The organism is Litchfieldella qijiaojingensis (genome assembly GCF_014651875.1).
Lineage (GTDB): Bacteria > Pseudomonadota > Gammaproteobacteria > Pseudomonadales > Halomonadaceae > Litchfieldella > Litchfieldella qijiaojingensis.
In genome coordinates this window covers 197,492-212,785 of record NZ_BMXS01000003.1, presented here as the reverse complement: position 1 = coordinate 212,785, position 15,294 = coordinate 197,492, and the positions used below count along the sequence as shown (strand labels likewise).

Here is a 15,294-nt window from a genome sequence, read left to right as displayed (position 1 = left end):
GGTCAGCGGTCCACGTCGGCCATGACGAAGTCGATACTGCCCAGGTGGGCGATCAGATCCGACACCAAGCTCCCTCGGATCACCATCGGAATCTGTTGCAAGTGAGGGAAGCTCGGCGTACGGATGCGCGTGCGATAACTCATGGTGCTGCCATCACTGGTCAGGTAGTAGCCGTTGATGCCCTTGGTCGCTTCGATCATCGACAGCGACTCGTTGGCCTCGAGCACCGGTCCCCAGGAAACCTGGAGGAAGTGAGTGATCAGGGTCTCGATGTGCTCGAGCATGCGCTCGCGAGGGGGCGGCGTGGTCAACGGATGGTCGGCCTTGTAATCGCCGGCGGGCATGTGGTCGACGCACTGCTGGATGATGCGCAGACTCTGACGCATCTCCTCGATACGGATCCAGCCACGATCGAAGGCATCGCCATTGGCAGCCACCGGCACCTCGAAGTCGAATTGCTCGTAACCGGAATAGGGGCGCCATTTACGCAAATCTAAATCGAGGCCAGTGGCGCGTAGATTGGGGCCGGTAACCCCCCAGGCGAGCGCCTCCTGAGTGGTGTAGGCGGCAATGTGACGGGTACGGTCGCGTACGATGGCGTTGTCCATCATCGCCCGCTCGTATTCGCGCAGCCGTTTCGGCATCCAGTCGAGGAATCCCTGCATCAGCCGATCCCATCCCTGCGGCAGGTCTTGGGCCACCCCTCCGATGCGAAACCAGGAAGGGTGCATGCGAAACCCAGTGATGGCCTCGATGACTTCATAGGCCTTCTGGCGGTCGGTGAAGGTGTAAAACACCGGTGACATCGCCCCCAGGTCTTGCAGATAGGTGCCGAGAAACAGCAAGTGACTGTTGATGCGAAACAGCTCGGTCAGCATCACGCGGATGGTATTGACCCGATCCGGAACCTCGATATCGGCGAGCTTCTCCACTGCCAGCACGTAAGGCAGGTTGTTCACCACTCCGCCAGTGTAATCGACACGATCGGTATAAGGGATATAGCTGTGCCATGACTGACGCTCACCCATCTTCTCGGCACCGCGATGGTGGTAGCCGATATCCGGCACGCAATCGACGATCACCTCGCCGTCGAGCTGCAGTACGATGCGAAAGGCGCCGTGAGCCGACGGATGGTTGGGACCGAGGTTGAGGAACATGAATTCGGTGTCATCGCTCTCGCGACGCATGCCCCACGCTTCAGGGTCGAACTGCAGCGCTCGTTGCTCCCTGTCCTGGCCCTCGACGGTCAGGGTATAGGGATCGAATTCGGTGGCCCGTGCCGGATAGTCCTTGCGCAGCGGATACCCCTGCCAGGTCGGTGGCATCAGCAGGCGATACAAGTGTGGGTGGCCACGGAAAACGATGCCGAACATGTCCCACACCTCGCGCTCGTACCAGTCGGCATTGGGGTACAGCGAGATGACGCTGGGCAGCTCCAGATCGCCCTCGCGCAGCGCGACCTTGAGCATGACATCGCGATTCCGCGACACCGACAGCAAGTGGTAGAAGATCGTGAAGTCCGACTCCGGCATCCCCTCTCGCTGCGTACGCAGACGTTCGTCGATCGCCGACAGATCGAACAGCACCTCGAAGGGTTCTGGCATGTCGCGCAGAAAGGTTAGCGCCTCACACAGGGCATCGCGCGATATCCACACCACCGGCATGCCGGTCAGGGTGGCCTGTTCGCGGACCCCCTGTTCACCGAGGCGCTGCTTGAGAGCAATGACAATGGGGCCGTCCGCCACGCCCTCCCTGGACGCAGCGGTCGTCGACGTGGTCTGACTCATCGGTAGCATTCCATTTCTGCTTGACGATGAATGACGGTGCCGTTATTGACTCAGACGCCATCCGGTGTGCGCAGTTCGGTAGCGTGGATGCGGCGCTCACGGAGCGTCTCGCGCCGCGAGGGCAGCTCGGCGCGATAGATACCCTGGTCGCCGATCACCCACGACAACGGTCGGCGCTCTTCCTGGATCGAGTCCTGCAGCAAGCGTAGGCCCTCCAGGAAAGCCTCCGGGCGTGGCGGACAACCCGGCACGTAAACATCCACCGGCAGAAACTTGTCGACGCCCTGCACCACCGAGTAGATGTCGTACATCCCCCCCGAGTTGGCGCAGGAACCCATCGAGATCACCCATTTGGGTTCGAGCATCTGGTCATAGAGCTGCTGGATCACGGGTGCCATCTTGATGAACACAGTACCAGCGATGACCATGAAGTCCGCCTGGCGTGGCGAGGCGCGAATGACTTCCGATCCGAAGCGGGCGATGTCGTGAGGGGCAGTGAAGGCAGTGGTCATCTCCACGTAGCAGCACGACAAGCCGAAGTTGTATGGCCACAGGGAGTTCTTGCGGCCCCAGTTGACGACGGCATGAAGAACCTCTTCGAGCTTGCCGGTGAAGATGTTGCGCTCGAGCTGCTCCTTCATCGGCTCCTCGACACGGCGACGCTCGCCGAGGGGATACCGTGCATTTCCCGTCTCAGCGGCATCGGTCGCCAAGATATCGTCGGCACGCGTCAGGGTATAGTGCATCCGACTCCTCCAGCACGAGACATGTCATGCTCTGCCCAAGATGCCAAGTCAAGTGGCGGGGCCGGGTGGCCGGCGGCGCGGCGCCCAGTCGAGGGCCCCGACACGGCTATCGTAGATCAGGCCAGCAAGCAGGATGAGAATGAAGACAGCCGCTCCCCAAAAGCCGGACCAACCTACCTCACGCACCGCGACAGCCCAGCCGAACAGGAATACGGCTTCGATATCGAAGATCACGAACAGCATCGCGACCAGGTAGAACTTGACGGAAAAGCGCTGTCGGGCGCTGCCCGCCCCGACAACGCCAGACTCGAAAGGCAGGGACTTGGCACGTCCCCAACTGCGCCCACCCAACAGGCTGGCGACTCCGGCCGTGAAAACACACAGTGTCAGGACGGCAAGGACGAACACCCCCACCGCCCATTGCTCGGCAATCAATGCGGTGGCGGTTTGGCTCATGCCTCTCCTCGTTGGGCCATCGGCCCGGCCCATGTGTGTCACTACATGTCACCGGGTCGGGTTTCATCAGCAGACGCCCCCGCTTTCCCGATAGGGGACGGCTGCCTTGAGAGTAGGAGATTAGGCGGGATTTGTCAGAGATGCCTCTGTGCCGGTCAACACAGGGGTACCAACCACACCTCGGTCAACCATAGCACCAGGGAATAGCGAGCCCCCTTGGCCACGGCGATCAAAAGCACGGCCCGCCACCAGGGTAGCCGGAAGACACCGGCCAGTACCGTGAGCGGATCGCCGACCACCGGCACCCACGAAAGCAGCAGGCTCCATTCGCCAAAGCGATGATACCAGCGCTCGGCCCGCGCCATTCCCTCACGCGAGGCGGGAAACCAGCGTCGGTCCTGAAAATGCCGTGCATAGCGGCCTAGCCATACGTTGATCAAGCTCCCAAGAGTATTGCCGGCGGTTGCCACTAGCCATAGCATCGAGACTGACTCGCCGAGGCACCATAGCCGTGCCAACCATACCTCCGAGCCGCCGGGCAACAATGTGGCACTGGCTAGCGCTACCGCGAACAGGCTCAGCATGGCCGCGGCAGGGTCGCTGGTAGTAGGCTAGAGGTCCAGCTCACCGATGACCGTTTCCGCGACTCCAAAATGACCGACATATCCGCTTCCCGTTCGATTCCCAATGTCCTGACCATCGCCGGTTCCGACCCCAGTGGCGGCGCCGGCATCCAAGCCGACCTCAAGGCGTTCTCGGCATTGGGTACCTATGGTACCAGCGTGATCACCGCCCTGACCGCCCAGAACACCCGCGGTGTCACCGGCGTTCACCCGGTACCGGCCGATTTCATTGCCGCCCAGCTCGAGACTCTGTTCGACGACGTGGCCATCGACGCAGTGAAGATCGGCATGGTGGCAAGCCGCGACGTCGCCGAGACGATCCGCGAATCATTGACCCGCCACCGGCCCCGATGGATCGTGCTCGACCCGGTCATGGTCGCCAAGAGCGGCGATATCCTGGTCGACGATGCCGGCATCCGGGCAGTGCGTGAGATCCTGGTGCCACTGGCCGATCTGATCACCCCCAACCTGCCCGAAGCGGCGGTACTGCTCGACTCGCCGACGCCCACCTCCCCCGATGCCATGGAGGCCCTGCTGCCCGCCTTGACCTCGCTGGGGGCCCAGCACGTGCTGCTCAAGGGCGGACACCTGCACGGTGAACGCTGCCCAGACCTGTTGGCCAGCCACGGCCAGGCACAGTGGCTGGACGGCCCGCGCATCGCGACCGACAACCTGCATGGCACCGGTTGCTCGCTGTCCTCGGCAATCGCGGCTTGCCTGGCGCACAATGATGACCTGCCTGCGGCGGTGGAACGTGCCAAACACTGGCTCAGCGACGCACTGGAAGCCAGTCACCGGCTCACTGTCGGTGATGGCCATGGCCCAGTGCACCATTTTCATGCCTGGTGGTAGCCAATCCATCTTGCAGTACCTCCCCCAGACCACCATGCTGAAGGCTGCGTGACCAACTTCCCGATTTCACGGATTCGTGGTGCCGGATGTGGCACTGCATGAATCGTCAAGCGGCGTGCCACGCAGCGACTTGTCTGCACAGGCAATCACCCGGCAGTTCCACGAGGGAGGGAAACGCCATGACCAAGACCCTGCTGTTCGCCTGCGACCTGTCTGCCGAGAATCGCGCCGCCTTCGCCAGAGCCATCCGCCTGGCCTATGAGACCGGCACCCGCCTGGATGTGGTCCACGTGCTCGACCCCCATCTGCCACGCCAGGCACTGCACGACCTGGAGCAAGCGGTGGTGGCCGAGATGGAAAGCATGATGAGCGACATCCGCGAGGATTACGCCCTCCCCGCCCCGGCGTCGCTGATCCAGACCGTGGCCGGCGCGCCGTACGCCGAGATCATTCGCGAAGCCCATGAACGCGAGGTCGACATGATCGTGCTCGGCGCCCATCGCAAGCGCGGCCAGCCCGACCTGGTAAGCGGCACCACCTTGGCACGGGTGTTGCGTGGCGCTCCCTGTCCGGTGCTATCGGTCAGCCATCCCGCCACTCAGGACTGGCAGGATATCCTGGTCCCGGTGGACTTCTCCCTAACCTGCCGCCACACCCTGCGTGAGACGCTCAAGCGTTTCCCCGAGGCAAAGCTCACGTTGCTGCACGCCTGGAACATCCCTGGTGAGCGCGAACTCGGTTCGGACAGTGACTACGCCCGCTGGCGAGACCGTGAAGTCGGGCGCCTGCGGATGCAGCTCGAACGCGAGATCGAACAGATGATGGCCGACTTCGACGACGTTCCCGACCTGGAGCTCGAGCTGGAGCAGGGCGACCCGCTGGAGGTGCTGATGAACCGCCTACGGCGTCAGCCGCCGGACCTACTGGCACTCGGCAGTCGCGGACAGCTTGGGCGCCAGGGGCAACTCACCGAGCAACTGCTGGCCGAACCCCACTGCGACATCATGGTGTGCCGCGCCTGGTAGCAGCCTGGCCTCCTTGCGTCATGTTACCCTCTCGACCTGAACCATAGGGGGCGAGGACGTCATGCGCGCATTGATTCAACGAGTGAAGCGGGCCAGTGTCGAGGTCGAGGGGCGTACTGTCGGCGCCATCGACCACGGCCTGCTGGCGCTGGTCGGGGTGGAAAAGGGCGATAGCGAAGCGCGCGCCGACAAGCTGCTGCACAAGCTGCTGCATTATCGCGTGTTCAGTGATGACGAGGACAAGATGAACCTCGACCTGCGACAGGTCGACGGTGGTTTGTTGCTGGTATCGCAGTTCACCCTGGCCGCCGATACCCGCAAGGGCCTGCGCCCGAGCTTCTCCAGTGCTGCCCCGCCCGCCGAGGGTGAACGCCTGTTCGCCTACCTCGTCACCAAGGCCCGGGAACACTGGCCACAGGTCGCGACCGGCGAATTCGCCGCCAACATGCAGATCTCGTTGATCAACGACGGCCCCGTCACCTTTCTGCTGGAAAGCTGAAAGCTCGAAGCTCGAAGCTCGAAGCTCGAAGCTCGAAGCTCGAAGCTCGAAGCTCGAAGCTCGAAGCTCGAAGCTCGAAGGCAACATCTTGCCACCAGAAGCTAGCGTCAGGGGTTTTTCTTCAAGCTTCTAGCTTATGACTTCCAGGCGCGAAGCGCCGCTCTTCAAGCTTACAGCTCCGAGCGCAGCTCGGCCGCCTCCAGCGCTTCCTCGGCGTCCAGCCATTGTTGTTCCAACGCGTCGAGGCGTGACTTGAGCTCCCCTTGGCGGGCCAGTGTCTCGGTCAACTCGTCCTTGCGCGACTCCTCGGTGTAGAGATCGGCATCGCCAAGACATGTCTCGACCTCCTCCAAGGCGGCTTCCACCTTGGTCATCTCGGCCTCGACGCGATCACGCTCGCGTTTCAGCGGACGCAACTTCTCGCGCAACTCGGCGGCGGCCCGTCGGGCGGCCTTGCGGTCCTCACGCGGCATGCCCGTGCTTTCCTGGCGTTCGGCCTTGTCCTGGCGTGCCTCGCGGCGCTCGCCTTCCAGGCGTGCCTTGAGCCAGACGCGATAGTCGTCTAGATCGCCGTCGAAGGGCGCCACGCGATGGTCGGCGACACGCCAGAACTCGTCGACCGTCGCCCGCAGCAGGTGGCGGTCGTGAGAGACCACGATCACCGTGCCTTCGAAACCAGCCAAGGCCTCGGTCAATGCCTCGCGCATCTCCAGATCCAGGTGGTTGGTGGGCTCGTCGAGCAGCAGCAGGTTGGGCTTCTGCCACGCTACCAACGCCAGGGCCAGGCGAGCCTTCTCGCCGCCGGAGAAGCATCCCACTTCGCCGAACGCGTCGTCGCCGTGAAAGCCGAAGCCACCCAGGAAGTTGCGGATCTCCTGATCGCTTGCCGTGGGTGACAGGCGCTGCACATGTAGGAAGGGCGTCGCCGACAGGTCCAGCCCCTCGACCTGGTGCTGGGCGAAGTAGCCGATGGCCAGGTTCTCGCCGGGAACCCGCTTGCCGGCCAGCAGTGGCAACCCTCCGGTCAGCGACTTGATCAGCGTCGATTTACCAGCGCCGTTGGGTCCCAGCAGGCCGATGCGCTGCCCGGGCAACAGGGTCAGCTTGACGTGGTCGAGTTGGGCGTGGTCACCCTCTTCTCCTCGATAGCCAAGACACGCCTCGTCGAGCACCAACAAGGGATTGGAGGTCTTGTCCGCAGCCGGAAAGGTGAAGTGGAACGGCGAGTCGACGTGCGCCACGGCGATGGTTTCCATGCGCTCGAGCATCTTGAGACGGCTCTGCGCCTGGCGTGCCTTGGTTGCCTTGGCGCGGAAACGCGCCACGAAGCGCTCGATCTCCTCGCGCCGCGCCTGTTGCTTGGCAGCCTCGGCCTGTTGCTGGGCGAGCTTTTCCGCCCGGGAACGCTCGAAGGCGGTGTAGTTGCCGCGGTAGGTCACCAGCCGGCCCTGATCGAAGTGCACGATGTAATCGCATACCGCATCGAGAAAGTCGCGATCATGGGAGATCAGCAGCAACGTGCCGGGATAGCGGATCAGCCACTGTTCAAGCCATAGCAAGGCATCGAGATCAAGGTGGTTGGTCGGCTCGTCGAGCAGCAGGATGTCAGAGGGCATGAACAGGGTACGCGCCAGATTGACACGCATGCGCCAGCCACCGGAAAAATCGGACAGCGGACGCTCCAGGTCGCCTTGCACGAAGCCCAGCCCCACGAGCAACTGCGACGCGCGCGCCCGGGCACTGTAGCCGTCCAACGCTTCGATGTGGCCGTGCAGCTCCGCTTCGCGATGGGCATCGCCGCCGGCCTGGGCTTCTTGAAGTGCACGCTCGGTGGCGCGCAGCTCCCGGTCGCCGTCGAGTACGTAATCGACGATGGCGCGATCGAGCGCCGCCACCTCCTGTTCCATATGCGCGATGCGCTGTCCGCCGGACATCTCCACCTCACCCTTGTCCGGAGCCAGTTCGCCAAGCAATAGCTGAAACAGACTCGACTTGCCGGCACCGTTGGGGCCGACGATGCCGGCCTTGTGGCCAGCGTGTAGGGTCAGTTCGGCATTCTCGAGCAAGGTCTGGGTGCCGCGTTGCAGGGCAACCTGGCGCAGTGCGATCATGCAAGCTCCACTCGGCAGTGCGTGAGGGCTGCCATCACTTGGTCGACAGCCGTGACATGAACAGCGATTCTACCTCATTGTCCGATACCCTGCGGCCCCGTCTCGCCGCGGACAGGCTGTGGGATTTCGCCTTGGCGCTGTATGCGCGCCCGGGAGTGGAAGCAGCCTGCTTGAGGTTGCAGGACGAAGCCGGCGTGGATGTCTGCGAACTGCTGTGGCACTGCTGGCTGTATCATCACGGCCTGATGGTTACCGGCGAGCCCGAAGGCCTGGTGGAAATCCGCCGCTGGCAGCGCGAGGTCACCGTGCCACTGCGCCAGCTGAGACGCACGCTCAAGGCCGAGGCACAGCAGAAACGGGGGGTAGCCGACGTACGCCAGCATTTAAAGCACGCCGAGCTTGCCGCGGAGCGGGAAACCCTGTCACGACTGCAAACGCTAGCCGAGCATGGCAATGGTATTCACTCGTTCGGCAAAGAGCCCCCCTGCTTGGCAAAATACTTGGCTTCACGGCTGGCAGTGCAGAAAAAATCCCAACTATCGGCCTTGAAAACCCTAGAAACCCGCCTTGACCCCCCCACAGAGCCACGCTAGCCTCAATTAAGCAGAGTCTATTGATTTTCCTGTAATTCAGACCAAACGCAGGCTCCAATCCATCGCCATTATATGGCTAAGGGGAATAGAATAATGAAGGTACAAAAGCTACTGACCACCGCCAGTGTGGGTGCCTTGGTACTTGGCATGTCCACTGCGGCCTATTCCGATAACTGGCGTTATGCCCACGAAGAATACGAGGGCGATGTTCAGGACGTCTTCGCCGTCGCCTTCAAGGAATATGTCGAGGAAAATTCCGACCATACCGTACAGGTCTATCGCTTTGGCGAGTTGGGCGAATCCGACGACCTCATGGAACAGACCCAGAGCGGTATCCTGCAGTTCGTCAACCAGTCGCCCGGTTTCACCGGCGCCTTGATTCCCGCGGCTCAGATATTCTTCATCCCCTATCTGATGCCCACCGACACGGAAACCGTTCTCGAGTTCTTCGAGGAGAGCAAGGCCATCAACGAGATGTTCCCCGAGCTCTATGCCGAGCATGGCCTCGAACTGCTGCAGATGTACCCGGAAGGGGAGATGGTGGTCACCGCGGATGAGCCGATCACCGCCCCCAGTGGGTTCGATAACAAGAAGATCCGCGTGATGACCAACCCGCTGCTGGCGGAGACCTATAACGCCTTCGGTGCCACTCCCACACCGCTGCCGTGGGGCGAGGTCTACGGTGGGTTACAGACCGGCATCATCGACGGCCAGGAGAACCCTCTCTTCTGGATCCAGACCGGTGGCCTGTATGAAGTGTCGCCTCACCTGATCTTCACCGGCCATGGCTGGTTCACCACCGCCATGATGGCCAACAAGGATTTCTTCGATGGCCTGCCCGAGGAAGACCAGCAACTGATCCGTGACGCATCCGAGGCGGCCTACGACCATACTATCGAGCATATCCAGGGCCTGGCCGAGGAGTCACTCGAGAAGATCAAGGAAGACTGCAGTGAGTGTACCTTCACGCGTCTGACCGAGGAGCAGATCCAGGCCTTCCGCGAGCGCGCCCCGCAGGTCGAGGAAGCCTTCCTCGAGATGACCGGTGAAGATGGCGCGGCACTGCTCGAGCAGTTCAAGGCCGACCTCGAAGCGGTCAACGAGGAATAACCATACTTTGACGCCGTGGTGGGGGGCAGCCATCGCTGCCCCCTTCGTGTTCGTCGGTAGCGTCATAGCGTCCACCAAGCGTTGAGGGCTGGCGCCACTCGCTGGCGCGTTTCTATTAGCCTTGGAAGCATGGGTATCGCGACTACCCGGCAAAGGCCTCGCTGAATGGCTCGTGGAAAGGAGTGCGGCTTCATGTCCGAAGAAGAATCAGAAAAGAACTATCGCTCGGGCCTACCTGGTTTTCTGGGAACTATCGATACCGCCATCAGCCGAATCGAATCGGTCATCCTGGCACTCGGGGTGTTATTGATGGCCGTCAACACCGTCGCCAACGTCATCGGGCGTTTCGTGTTCGGCCAGAGCATCTTTTTTTCCGGCGAGATCAACCGCATCCTGATCATCATGATTACCTTCGCCGGCATCGGCTATGCCGCCCGCCATGGTCGCCACATTCGCATGTCGGCCATCTACGACGCCCTACCCGTGGGCGGCCGCAAGGCCCTGATGATCGTCATCTCACTGTTCACCTCCCTGGTCATGTTCTTCCTGCTCTATTATTCGATCATTTATATCCTCGACCTGTATTCCAGGGGACGCATCCTGCCCGCCCTGGGCTTCCCCATCTTCATTATCTACGTCTGGGCGCCGATCGGCTTCCTGGTCACCGGCATCCAGTATTTGCTGACGGCGATCAAGAACCTGACCTCGAGAGACGTCTATCTCTCGACCTCGGTCGTCGACGGGTACAAGGATACGGAAACGGAAGTCTGACGCAGGGCTAGCGGCCTGGAGGAACGTTCGATGACGACGATAATGGTCACCACCATGATAGTCCTGCTTCTGCTGGGCTTCCCGATGATGATTCCGCTGGTCACCGCGGCAGCCGTCGGTTTCTACTTGATGTTCAATGGCTTCGGCCAGATGGACACCCTGATCCAGCAGATGATGGCCGGCATTCGCCCCGCGTCGTTGATCGCGGTGCCGATGTTCATCCTCGCCGCCGACATCATGACCCGCGGTCAATCGGCGAATCGTCTGATCGACATGGTCATGGCCTTCATCGGCCACATCAAGGGCGGTCTGGCGGTCAGCACGGCGGCTTCCTGCACGCTGTTCGGTGCCGTATCCGGCTCCACCCAGGCCACGGTGGTGGCGGTCGGCTCGCCGTTGCGCCCCAAGATGCTCAAGGCCGGCTACTCCGACTCCTTCACCCTGGCGCTGATCATCAACTCCAGTGACATCGCCTTTCTGATCCCGCCAAGCATCGGCATGATCATCTACGGCGTCATCTCGGGCACCTCCATCGCCGAGCTGTTCATCGCCGGCATCGGGCCGGGAATCCTGATCCTGCTCATGTTCTCGGTGTATTGCATGAGCTACTCCTTCATCAAGGACGTTCCCACCGAGGCCAAGGCCAGTTGGCGAGAGCGCTTCACCGCCGTCCGTCAGGCGCTATGGCCACTGGGCTTCCCGGTAATCATCGTCGGCGGTATCTATGGCGGCATCTTCAGCCCCACCGAAGCCGCGGCAGCCTGTGTGCTCTATGCGGTCATCCTCGAATTCGTGGTCTTCCGCTCACTGAAACTGCCGGATATCTACGCCATCGCCAAGTCCACCGGGTTGATCACCGCGGTGGTCTTCATCCTGGTCGCGGTGGGCAACGGCTTCTCCTGGATCATCTCCTTCGCGCATATCCCGCAGCAGATCCTGGCCGCCGTGGGCATCCAGGAGGCCGGCCCCATAGGCGTGATGATCGCCATCTGCGTGGCCTTTTTCGTTGCCTGCATGTTCGTCGACCCCATCGTGGTGATCCTGGTGCTGACCCCGATCTTCGCACCAGCCGTGGCCAGCACGGGGCTCGACCCCGTGTTGGTAGGCATCCTGATCACCCTGCAGGTGGCGATCGGCTCGGCGACACCACCCTTTGGCTGCGATATCTTCACCGCCATCGCTATCTTCAAGCGACCCTATTTCGATGTGATCAAGGGCACCCCACCATTCGTCTTCATGTTGATCCTGGCCGCGGCCCTGTTGATCATGTTCCCACAGATCGCCCTGTTCCTCAGGGACCTGGCCTTCGCCGACTAAATCCGCATGAAGGGGCTGTGTCATGTTCAAGAAGATTCTGGTACCAGTCGATGGTTCGAAGGGGGCCCTGGCAGCGCTGAAGAAAGCGGTTGAGCTTCAGAAACTGACCGACGCCGAGCTGTACATCTTGTGCGTATTCAAGCACCACAGCCTGCTCGAGGCATCATTGTCGATGGTGCGTCCCAAGCAACTCGACATCCCCGACGACGCCCTCAAGGAATACGCCACCGAGATCGCCGTGCAGGCCAAGCACGAGGCAATCGAACTGGGCGCCAGCAAGGTACGGGCCTTCGTCAAGGGTGGACGCCCTTCGAATACCATCGTGCGCTTTGCCAGGAAACGCGATGTCGACCTGATCGTGATCGGTTCCCAGGGTACCAATGGCGAAAAGACGGCTTCCATCCTGGGCAGCGTTTCCCAACGAGTCGCCAGTATGGCCAAGTGCCCGACTTTGGTGGTATGACACCCGACAAGCCGCAGCACTATGGGTGGGATGCGGAACCTGACGAGTCCTGATAGAGTCCGAAGGGTTTACCACATTCACGCGTTAAGGACTCCTCATGAAAACACTGGTGACCGCCACCGCTCTTGGAACCCTGCTGAGCGTTTCGACCTTCGCCCTGGCCGCGCCACTGGAAAGCGAAGAAGCCAAGCTCAGCTATAGCCTGGGGGTGACTCTGGGACAGAGCCTGGTGCAGGACGTCGCCGATCTCGATATCGATGCCTTCACTCAAGCAATCGAGGATGTCTACGCCGAGAACGATCTGGCCATGAGCGAAGAGGAGATGGCCGAAGCCCTGACCCGCTTCCAGCAGCAGGCCATGGCCGAACGTCAGCGTCAGGCCGAGGAACTCGCCGCCGACAACCTCGCCGCTGGGGAGACCTTCCTCGCTGAAAACGCCGAGAAGGAGGGCATCGAAGTCACCGACTCCGGCCTGCAATACAAGGTACTGGAAGAGGGTGACGGCGCTTCGCCGAGCGCCGACTCCAATGTCGAGGTCCACTACGAGGGCAGCCTGCTCGATGGCACCGTGTTCGACAGCTCCTACGAGCGGGGCGAACCGGTCAGCTTCCGTGTCAACCAGGTCATCGAAGGCTGGCAGGAAGCGCTGCAGATGATGAGCGTCGGTGATACCTGGATGCTCTACATTCCGCCGGAGCTTGCCTATGGGCCTCGCGGTCAGGGTCCCATCGGTCCCAACGAAACCCTGACATTCAAGGTCGAGTTGCTCGACGTCAACGAATGAGGCGTTCCCTTGCGATCGCCGGCCTGGTGCTGGGGCTCGCCGCCCCAGCCATTGCCGATGATCCAACGCTCTCGCCGTTGCCCGTGCTAACGATCGACCCCGATGCCATCAGCGTCATCGGGGTTTCTTCCGGCGGCTACATGGCCACACAACTGGCGGTGGCCTTTCCCGAGCGATTCCACGGCCTGGGAGTATTCGCCGCCGGCCCTTGGGGTTGCGCCCAAGGAGCATTGAGTCGCGCCCTGAGACAATGCATGCAAGCCAGCCTTGGCCCTCCTGAACTTAACGACCTGGCCGAACGCCATGCCGAGTATCGGGACAACGGCCAGGTTGGCCCCCGCGAAGAATTGACCCACCAACGTGTCTATATCTGGCATGGCGAGGCCGATACCACTGTCGATCCAACCCTTGGCGCAACGCTTGCCGAGCAATATCGCGCCTGGCTTGACGACGGCGACGCACAGTTGCGTCTCGAGATGGGTGAAAATGCAGGCCACGGCTGGCCAGTAGACAACCAAGGCGACACATCCACTCTGGCCGACTGTGCCGAAGGCGGCAGCCCCCATCTACTGGCATGCGATGTAGACGGTGCCGGTGACGCATTGTCATGGCTTTACGAGAACCTCGAGCCACCCGAACGGGCTCGGCCCGGTATGCTGTGGACATTCGACCAGGCCCCCTTCGACGGTGGCCGAAGCTTCGACGAACAAGGCTATCTATTCGTGCCCAAGGTCTGCGAAGAGGGTGCCGAATGTGGCCTGGTGGTAGCCCTGCACGGCTGCGACATGGGCCGTGAACGAATCGGTGAAACCTTCGTACGGCATAGTGGGCTCAACGAATGGGCTGCCACCAACGAGCTGATAGTGCTTTATCCCCAGGCCACCGCCAGCCTACCCAACCCCCGAGGCTGCTGGGACTGGTGGGGATACGCCGAGAGCGCTTGGCAACCCGACCCGCTTCATGACACGCGGGATGGTCGGCAGGTAAGCGCCATCATGGACATGGTCGAACAGCTCGCTGGCCTGGCGCCGCCCGTGGAATCGGCACGCCACTAGGCTCCCAGTTCGTTCTCCAGCGCCGCAATCAGGCCGTGGGGATTGGGAGAATACAACACCCGCTGGAGAATCCGGCCTTCGCGGTCGACCAGATACATCGAGGAGCTGTGATCCACGGTGTATTCCATCTCGGAATCTTCCATCTCCACCTTGCGCCAGAAAATGCCATAACGCCCGGCGATGTCCTCTAGCTGTGCCTGACTACCTCGTGCACCGATGAAGGATTCCCCGAAATAGCTGACATACTCATCCAAACGCTCGAGTGTGTCGCGCTCGGGATCGACGGTGATAAAGACCGGCACGACACGCGCCGCCAGATCGTTATCCAGTCGCTGCAGTGCCTGGCGTATCACGGCCAGTGTCATTGGACAGACATCCGGGCAATAGGTATAGCCGAAGAACAGCACCGCGAGTTGATCGTCCTCGAGTTGTGATAGCGAGAAATCACCCTGGGTGGAAGGCAGGGTCACCTCGCCTCCGACTGGTGCATCGCCATCGGACGCCTGCTGCTGAAAGGCCCACACCCCGATTGCCGCGGCTACCAGAAGCACGGCCCCCAGGCTTACCCAGATAGCCAGACGCTTCATCACAACCTCCTTCTCACGTTGAAATCGAACCAGCTCCCCTTGCGGCCATCGGATGTTTCAATGATCACCTGCGCTCGCCAGGGCATGACCGCTTCGGTGCAGACGCCGATCTGGGCATCGCCCCGGAAGCGCCCCTCCTCCTGCAGCGTCAAGGGAAAGCGGTTAAATCCCATGTTCATGTTGCGACCAACGAACTCCACCATGACCGCCGTGGCCTCGATGCCTTCGACCTGAACCTCGACCGGCAGGGTTTCCAGCGCCTGAAGTTCTCCTTCGATGTCCAGGACGAGACGGGCATCCAGCCCCAGGCTGGCTTCGCAAGGCCCTTGCTGCAAATCGCAGGGCTTGGTCGGCGGGTACCAGGTCACATCTTCGCTACTGCCTCGCAGGTAATAGTCAACGAGATACCACAGCGCCACGACCATCGTGATCAATGTGACCACGATCAACAGTTTGAGCAGCGGCGAACGATGGGTGTCATCGTCCGAGTGTGGCAGAGAAGTTGGCATGATGGC

General features: G+C 61.6%; 17 protein-coding genes. 10 read left to right on the top strand and 7 right to left on the bottom strand.

Annotation, left to right across the window (positions count from 1 at the left end; genetic code table 11):
* Window positions 1–2 precede the first annotated feature (2 nt).
* From nuoC to IE093_RS05130, 4 genes are all read right to left on the bottom strand, one after another.
* Window positions 3–1,787, bottom strand: coding sequence for an NADH-quinone oxidoreductase subunit C/D (gene nuoC, locus IE093_RS05145; protein ID WP_189466841.1), 1,785 nt, complete (start codon window positions 1,785–1,787; stop codon window positions 3–5).
* 50 nt (window positions 1,788–1,837) lie between these two features.
* A complete protein-coding gene (locus tag IE093_RS05140) occupies window positions 1,838–2,533 on the bottom strand; it encodes an NADH-quinone oxidoreductase subunit B (protein WP_189466840.1) in 696 nt (231 codons plus the stop codon).
* A gap of 48 nt (window positions 2,534–2,581) precedes the next feature.
* Complete coding sequence (gene ndhC, locus IE093_RS05135; protein WP_189466839.1) at window positions 2,582–2,989, bottom strand: NADH-quinone oxidoreductase subunit A; 408 nt, start codon at window positions 2,987–2,989, stop codon at window positions 2,582–2,584.
* A gap of 155 nt (window positions 2,990–3,144) precedes the next feature.
* Window positions 3,145–3,573 (bottom strand): YqaA family protein, encoded by a 429-nt coding sequence (locus IE093_RS05130; protein WP_189466838.1) that lies wholly within the window; start codon window positions 3,571–3,573, stop codon window positions 3,145–3,147.
* Window positions 3,574–3,651: 78 nt separating this feature from the next.
* Between IE093_RS05130 and thiD the strand changes: the two genes are divergently transcribed.
* From thiD to dtd, 3 genes are all read left to right on the top strand, one after another.
* Window positions 3,652–4,464 (top strand): bifunctional hydroxymethylpyrimidine kinase/phosphomethylpyrimidine kinase, encoded by an 813-nt coding sequence (gene thiD, locus IE093_RS05125; RefSeq protein ID WP_422730964.1) that lies wholly within the window; start codon window positions 3,652–3,654, stop codon window positions 4,462–4,464.
* A gap of 179 nt (window positions 4,465–4,643) precedes the next feature.
* Window positions 4,644–5,489 (top strand): universal stress protein, encoded by an 846-nt coding sequence (locus IE093_RS05120; protein ID WP_189466834.1) that lies wholly within the window; start codon window positions 4,644–4,646, stop codon window positions 5,487–5,489.
* Between the two features lie 61 nt (window positions 5,490–5,550).
* Window positions 5,551–5,988, top strand: coding sequence for a D-aminoacyl-tRNA deacylase (gene dtd / locus IE093_RS05115; protein WP_189466832.1), 438 nt, complete (start codon window positions 5,551–5,553; stop codon window positions 5,986–5,988).
* A gap of 170 nt (window positions 5,989–6,158) precedes the next feature.
* Here dtd and IE093_RS05110 read toward each other — a convergent pair whose 3' ends face one another.
* The gene (locus tag IE093_RS05110; RefSeq protein WP_189466830.1) at window positions 6,159–8,099 is read right to left on the bottom strand and encodes an ABC-F family ATP-binding cassette domain-containing protein; all 1,941 of its coding nucleotides are present in this window, start codon (window positions 8,097–8,099) and stop codon (window positions 6,159–6,161) included.
* Between the two features lie 56 nt (window positions 8,100–8,155).
* Here IE093_RS05110 and IE093_RS05105 point away from each other — a divergent pair, with 56 nt between their 5' ends.
* The 7 genes from IE093_RS05105 (at window position 8,156) to IE093_RS05075 (ending at window position 14,192) form a co-directional block, all read left to right on the top strand.
* Entirely contained in the window at window positions 8,156–8,692 is a 537-nt protein-coding gene (locus tag IE093_RS05105) for a TIGR02444 family protein (protein ID WP_189466829.1), read from the top strand.
* 93 nt (window positions 8,693–8,785) lie between these two features.
* On the top strand, window positions 8,786–9,802 hold the full coding sequence (locus IE093_RS05100; RefSeq protein WP_189466827.1) for a TRAP transporter substrate-binding protein: 1,017 nt from the start codon (window positions 8,786–8,788) through the stop codon (window positions 9,800–9,802).
* Between the two features lie 192 nt (window positions 9,803–9,994).
* On the top strand, window positions 9,995–10,573 hold the full coding sequence (locus tag IE093_RS05095) for a TRAP transporter small permease (protein WP_189466825.1): 579 nt from the start codon (window positions 9,995–9,997) through the stop codon (window positions 10,571–10,573).
* Window positions 10,574–10,603: 30 nt separating this feature from the next.
* Window positions 10,604–11,890, top strand: a complete 1,287-nt coding sequence (locus tag IE093_RS05090; RefSeq protein ID WP_189466823.1) for a TRAP transporter large permease — start codon at window positions 10,604–10,606, stop codon at window positions 11,888–11,890.
* 22 nt (window positions 11,891–11,912) lie between these two features.
* The gene (locus IE093_RS05085) at window positions 11,913–12,353 is read left to right on the top strand and encodes a universal stress protein (protein WP_189466821.1); all 441 of its coding nucleotides are present in this window, start codon (window positions 11,913–11,915) and stop codon (window positions 12,351–12,353) included.
* Window positions 12,354–12,450: 97 nt separating this feature from the next.
* Window positions 12,451–13,137 (top strand): BamJ family beta-barrel-assembly machinery protein, encoded by a 687-nt coding sequence (locus IE093_RS05080; protein WP_189466819.1) that lies wholly within the window; start codon window positions 12,451–12,453, stop codon window positions 13,135–13,137.
* Window positions 13,134–14,192: an extracellular catalytic domain type 2 short-chain-length polyhydroxyalkanoate depolymerase gene (locus tag IE093_RS05075; RefSeq protein WP_189466817.1), complete on the top strand. Its 1,059-nt coding sequence runs from the start codon at window positions 13,134–13,136 to the stop codon at window positions 14,190–14,192. The genes IE093_RS05080 and IE093_RS05075 overlap by 4 nt, the downstream gene beginning before the upstream one ends.
* On the opposite strand, the gene IE093_RS05070 is transcribed toward IE093_RS05075, so the two are convergent.
* Window positions 14,189–14,779 (bottom strand): SCO family protein, encoded by a 591-nt coding sequence (locus IE093_RS05070; protein WP_189466816.1) that lies wholly within the window; start codon window positions 14,777–14,779, stop codon window positions 14,189–14,191. The genes IE093_RS05075 and IE093_RS05070 overlap by 4 nt on opposite strands.
* Window positions 14,779–15,288 (bottom strand): hypothetical protein, encoded by a 510-nt coding sequence (locus IE093_RS05065; RefSeq protein WP_229803254.1) that lies wholly within the window; start codon window positions 15,286–15,288, stop codon window positions 14,779–14,781. Before IE093_RS05065 ends, IE093_RS05070 begins: the two co-directional genes overlap by 1 nt.
* Window positions 15,289–15,294: the final 6 nt, after the last annotated feature.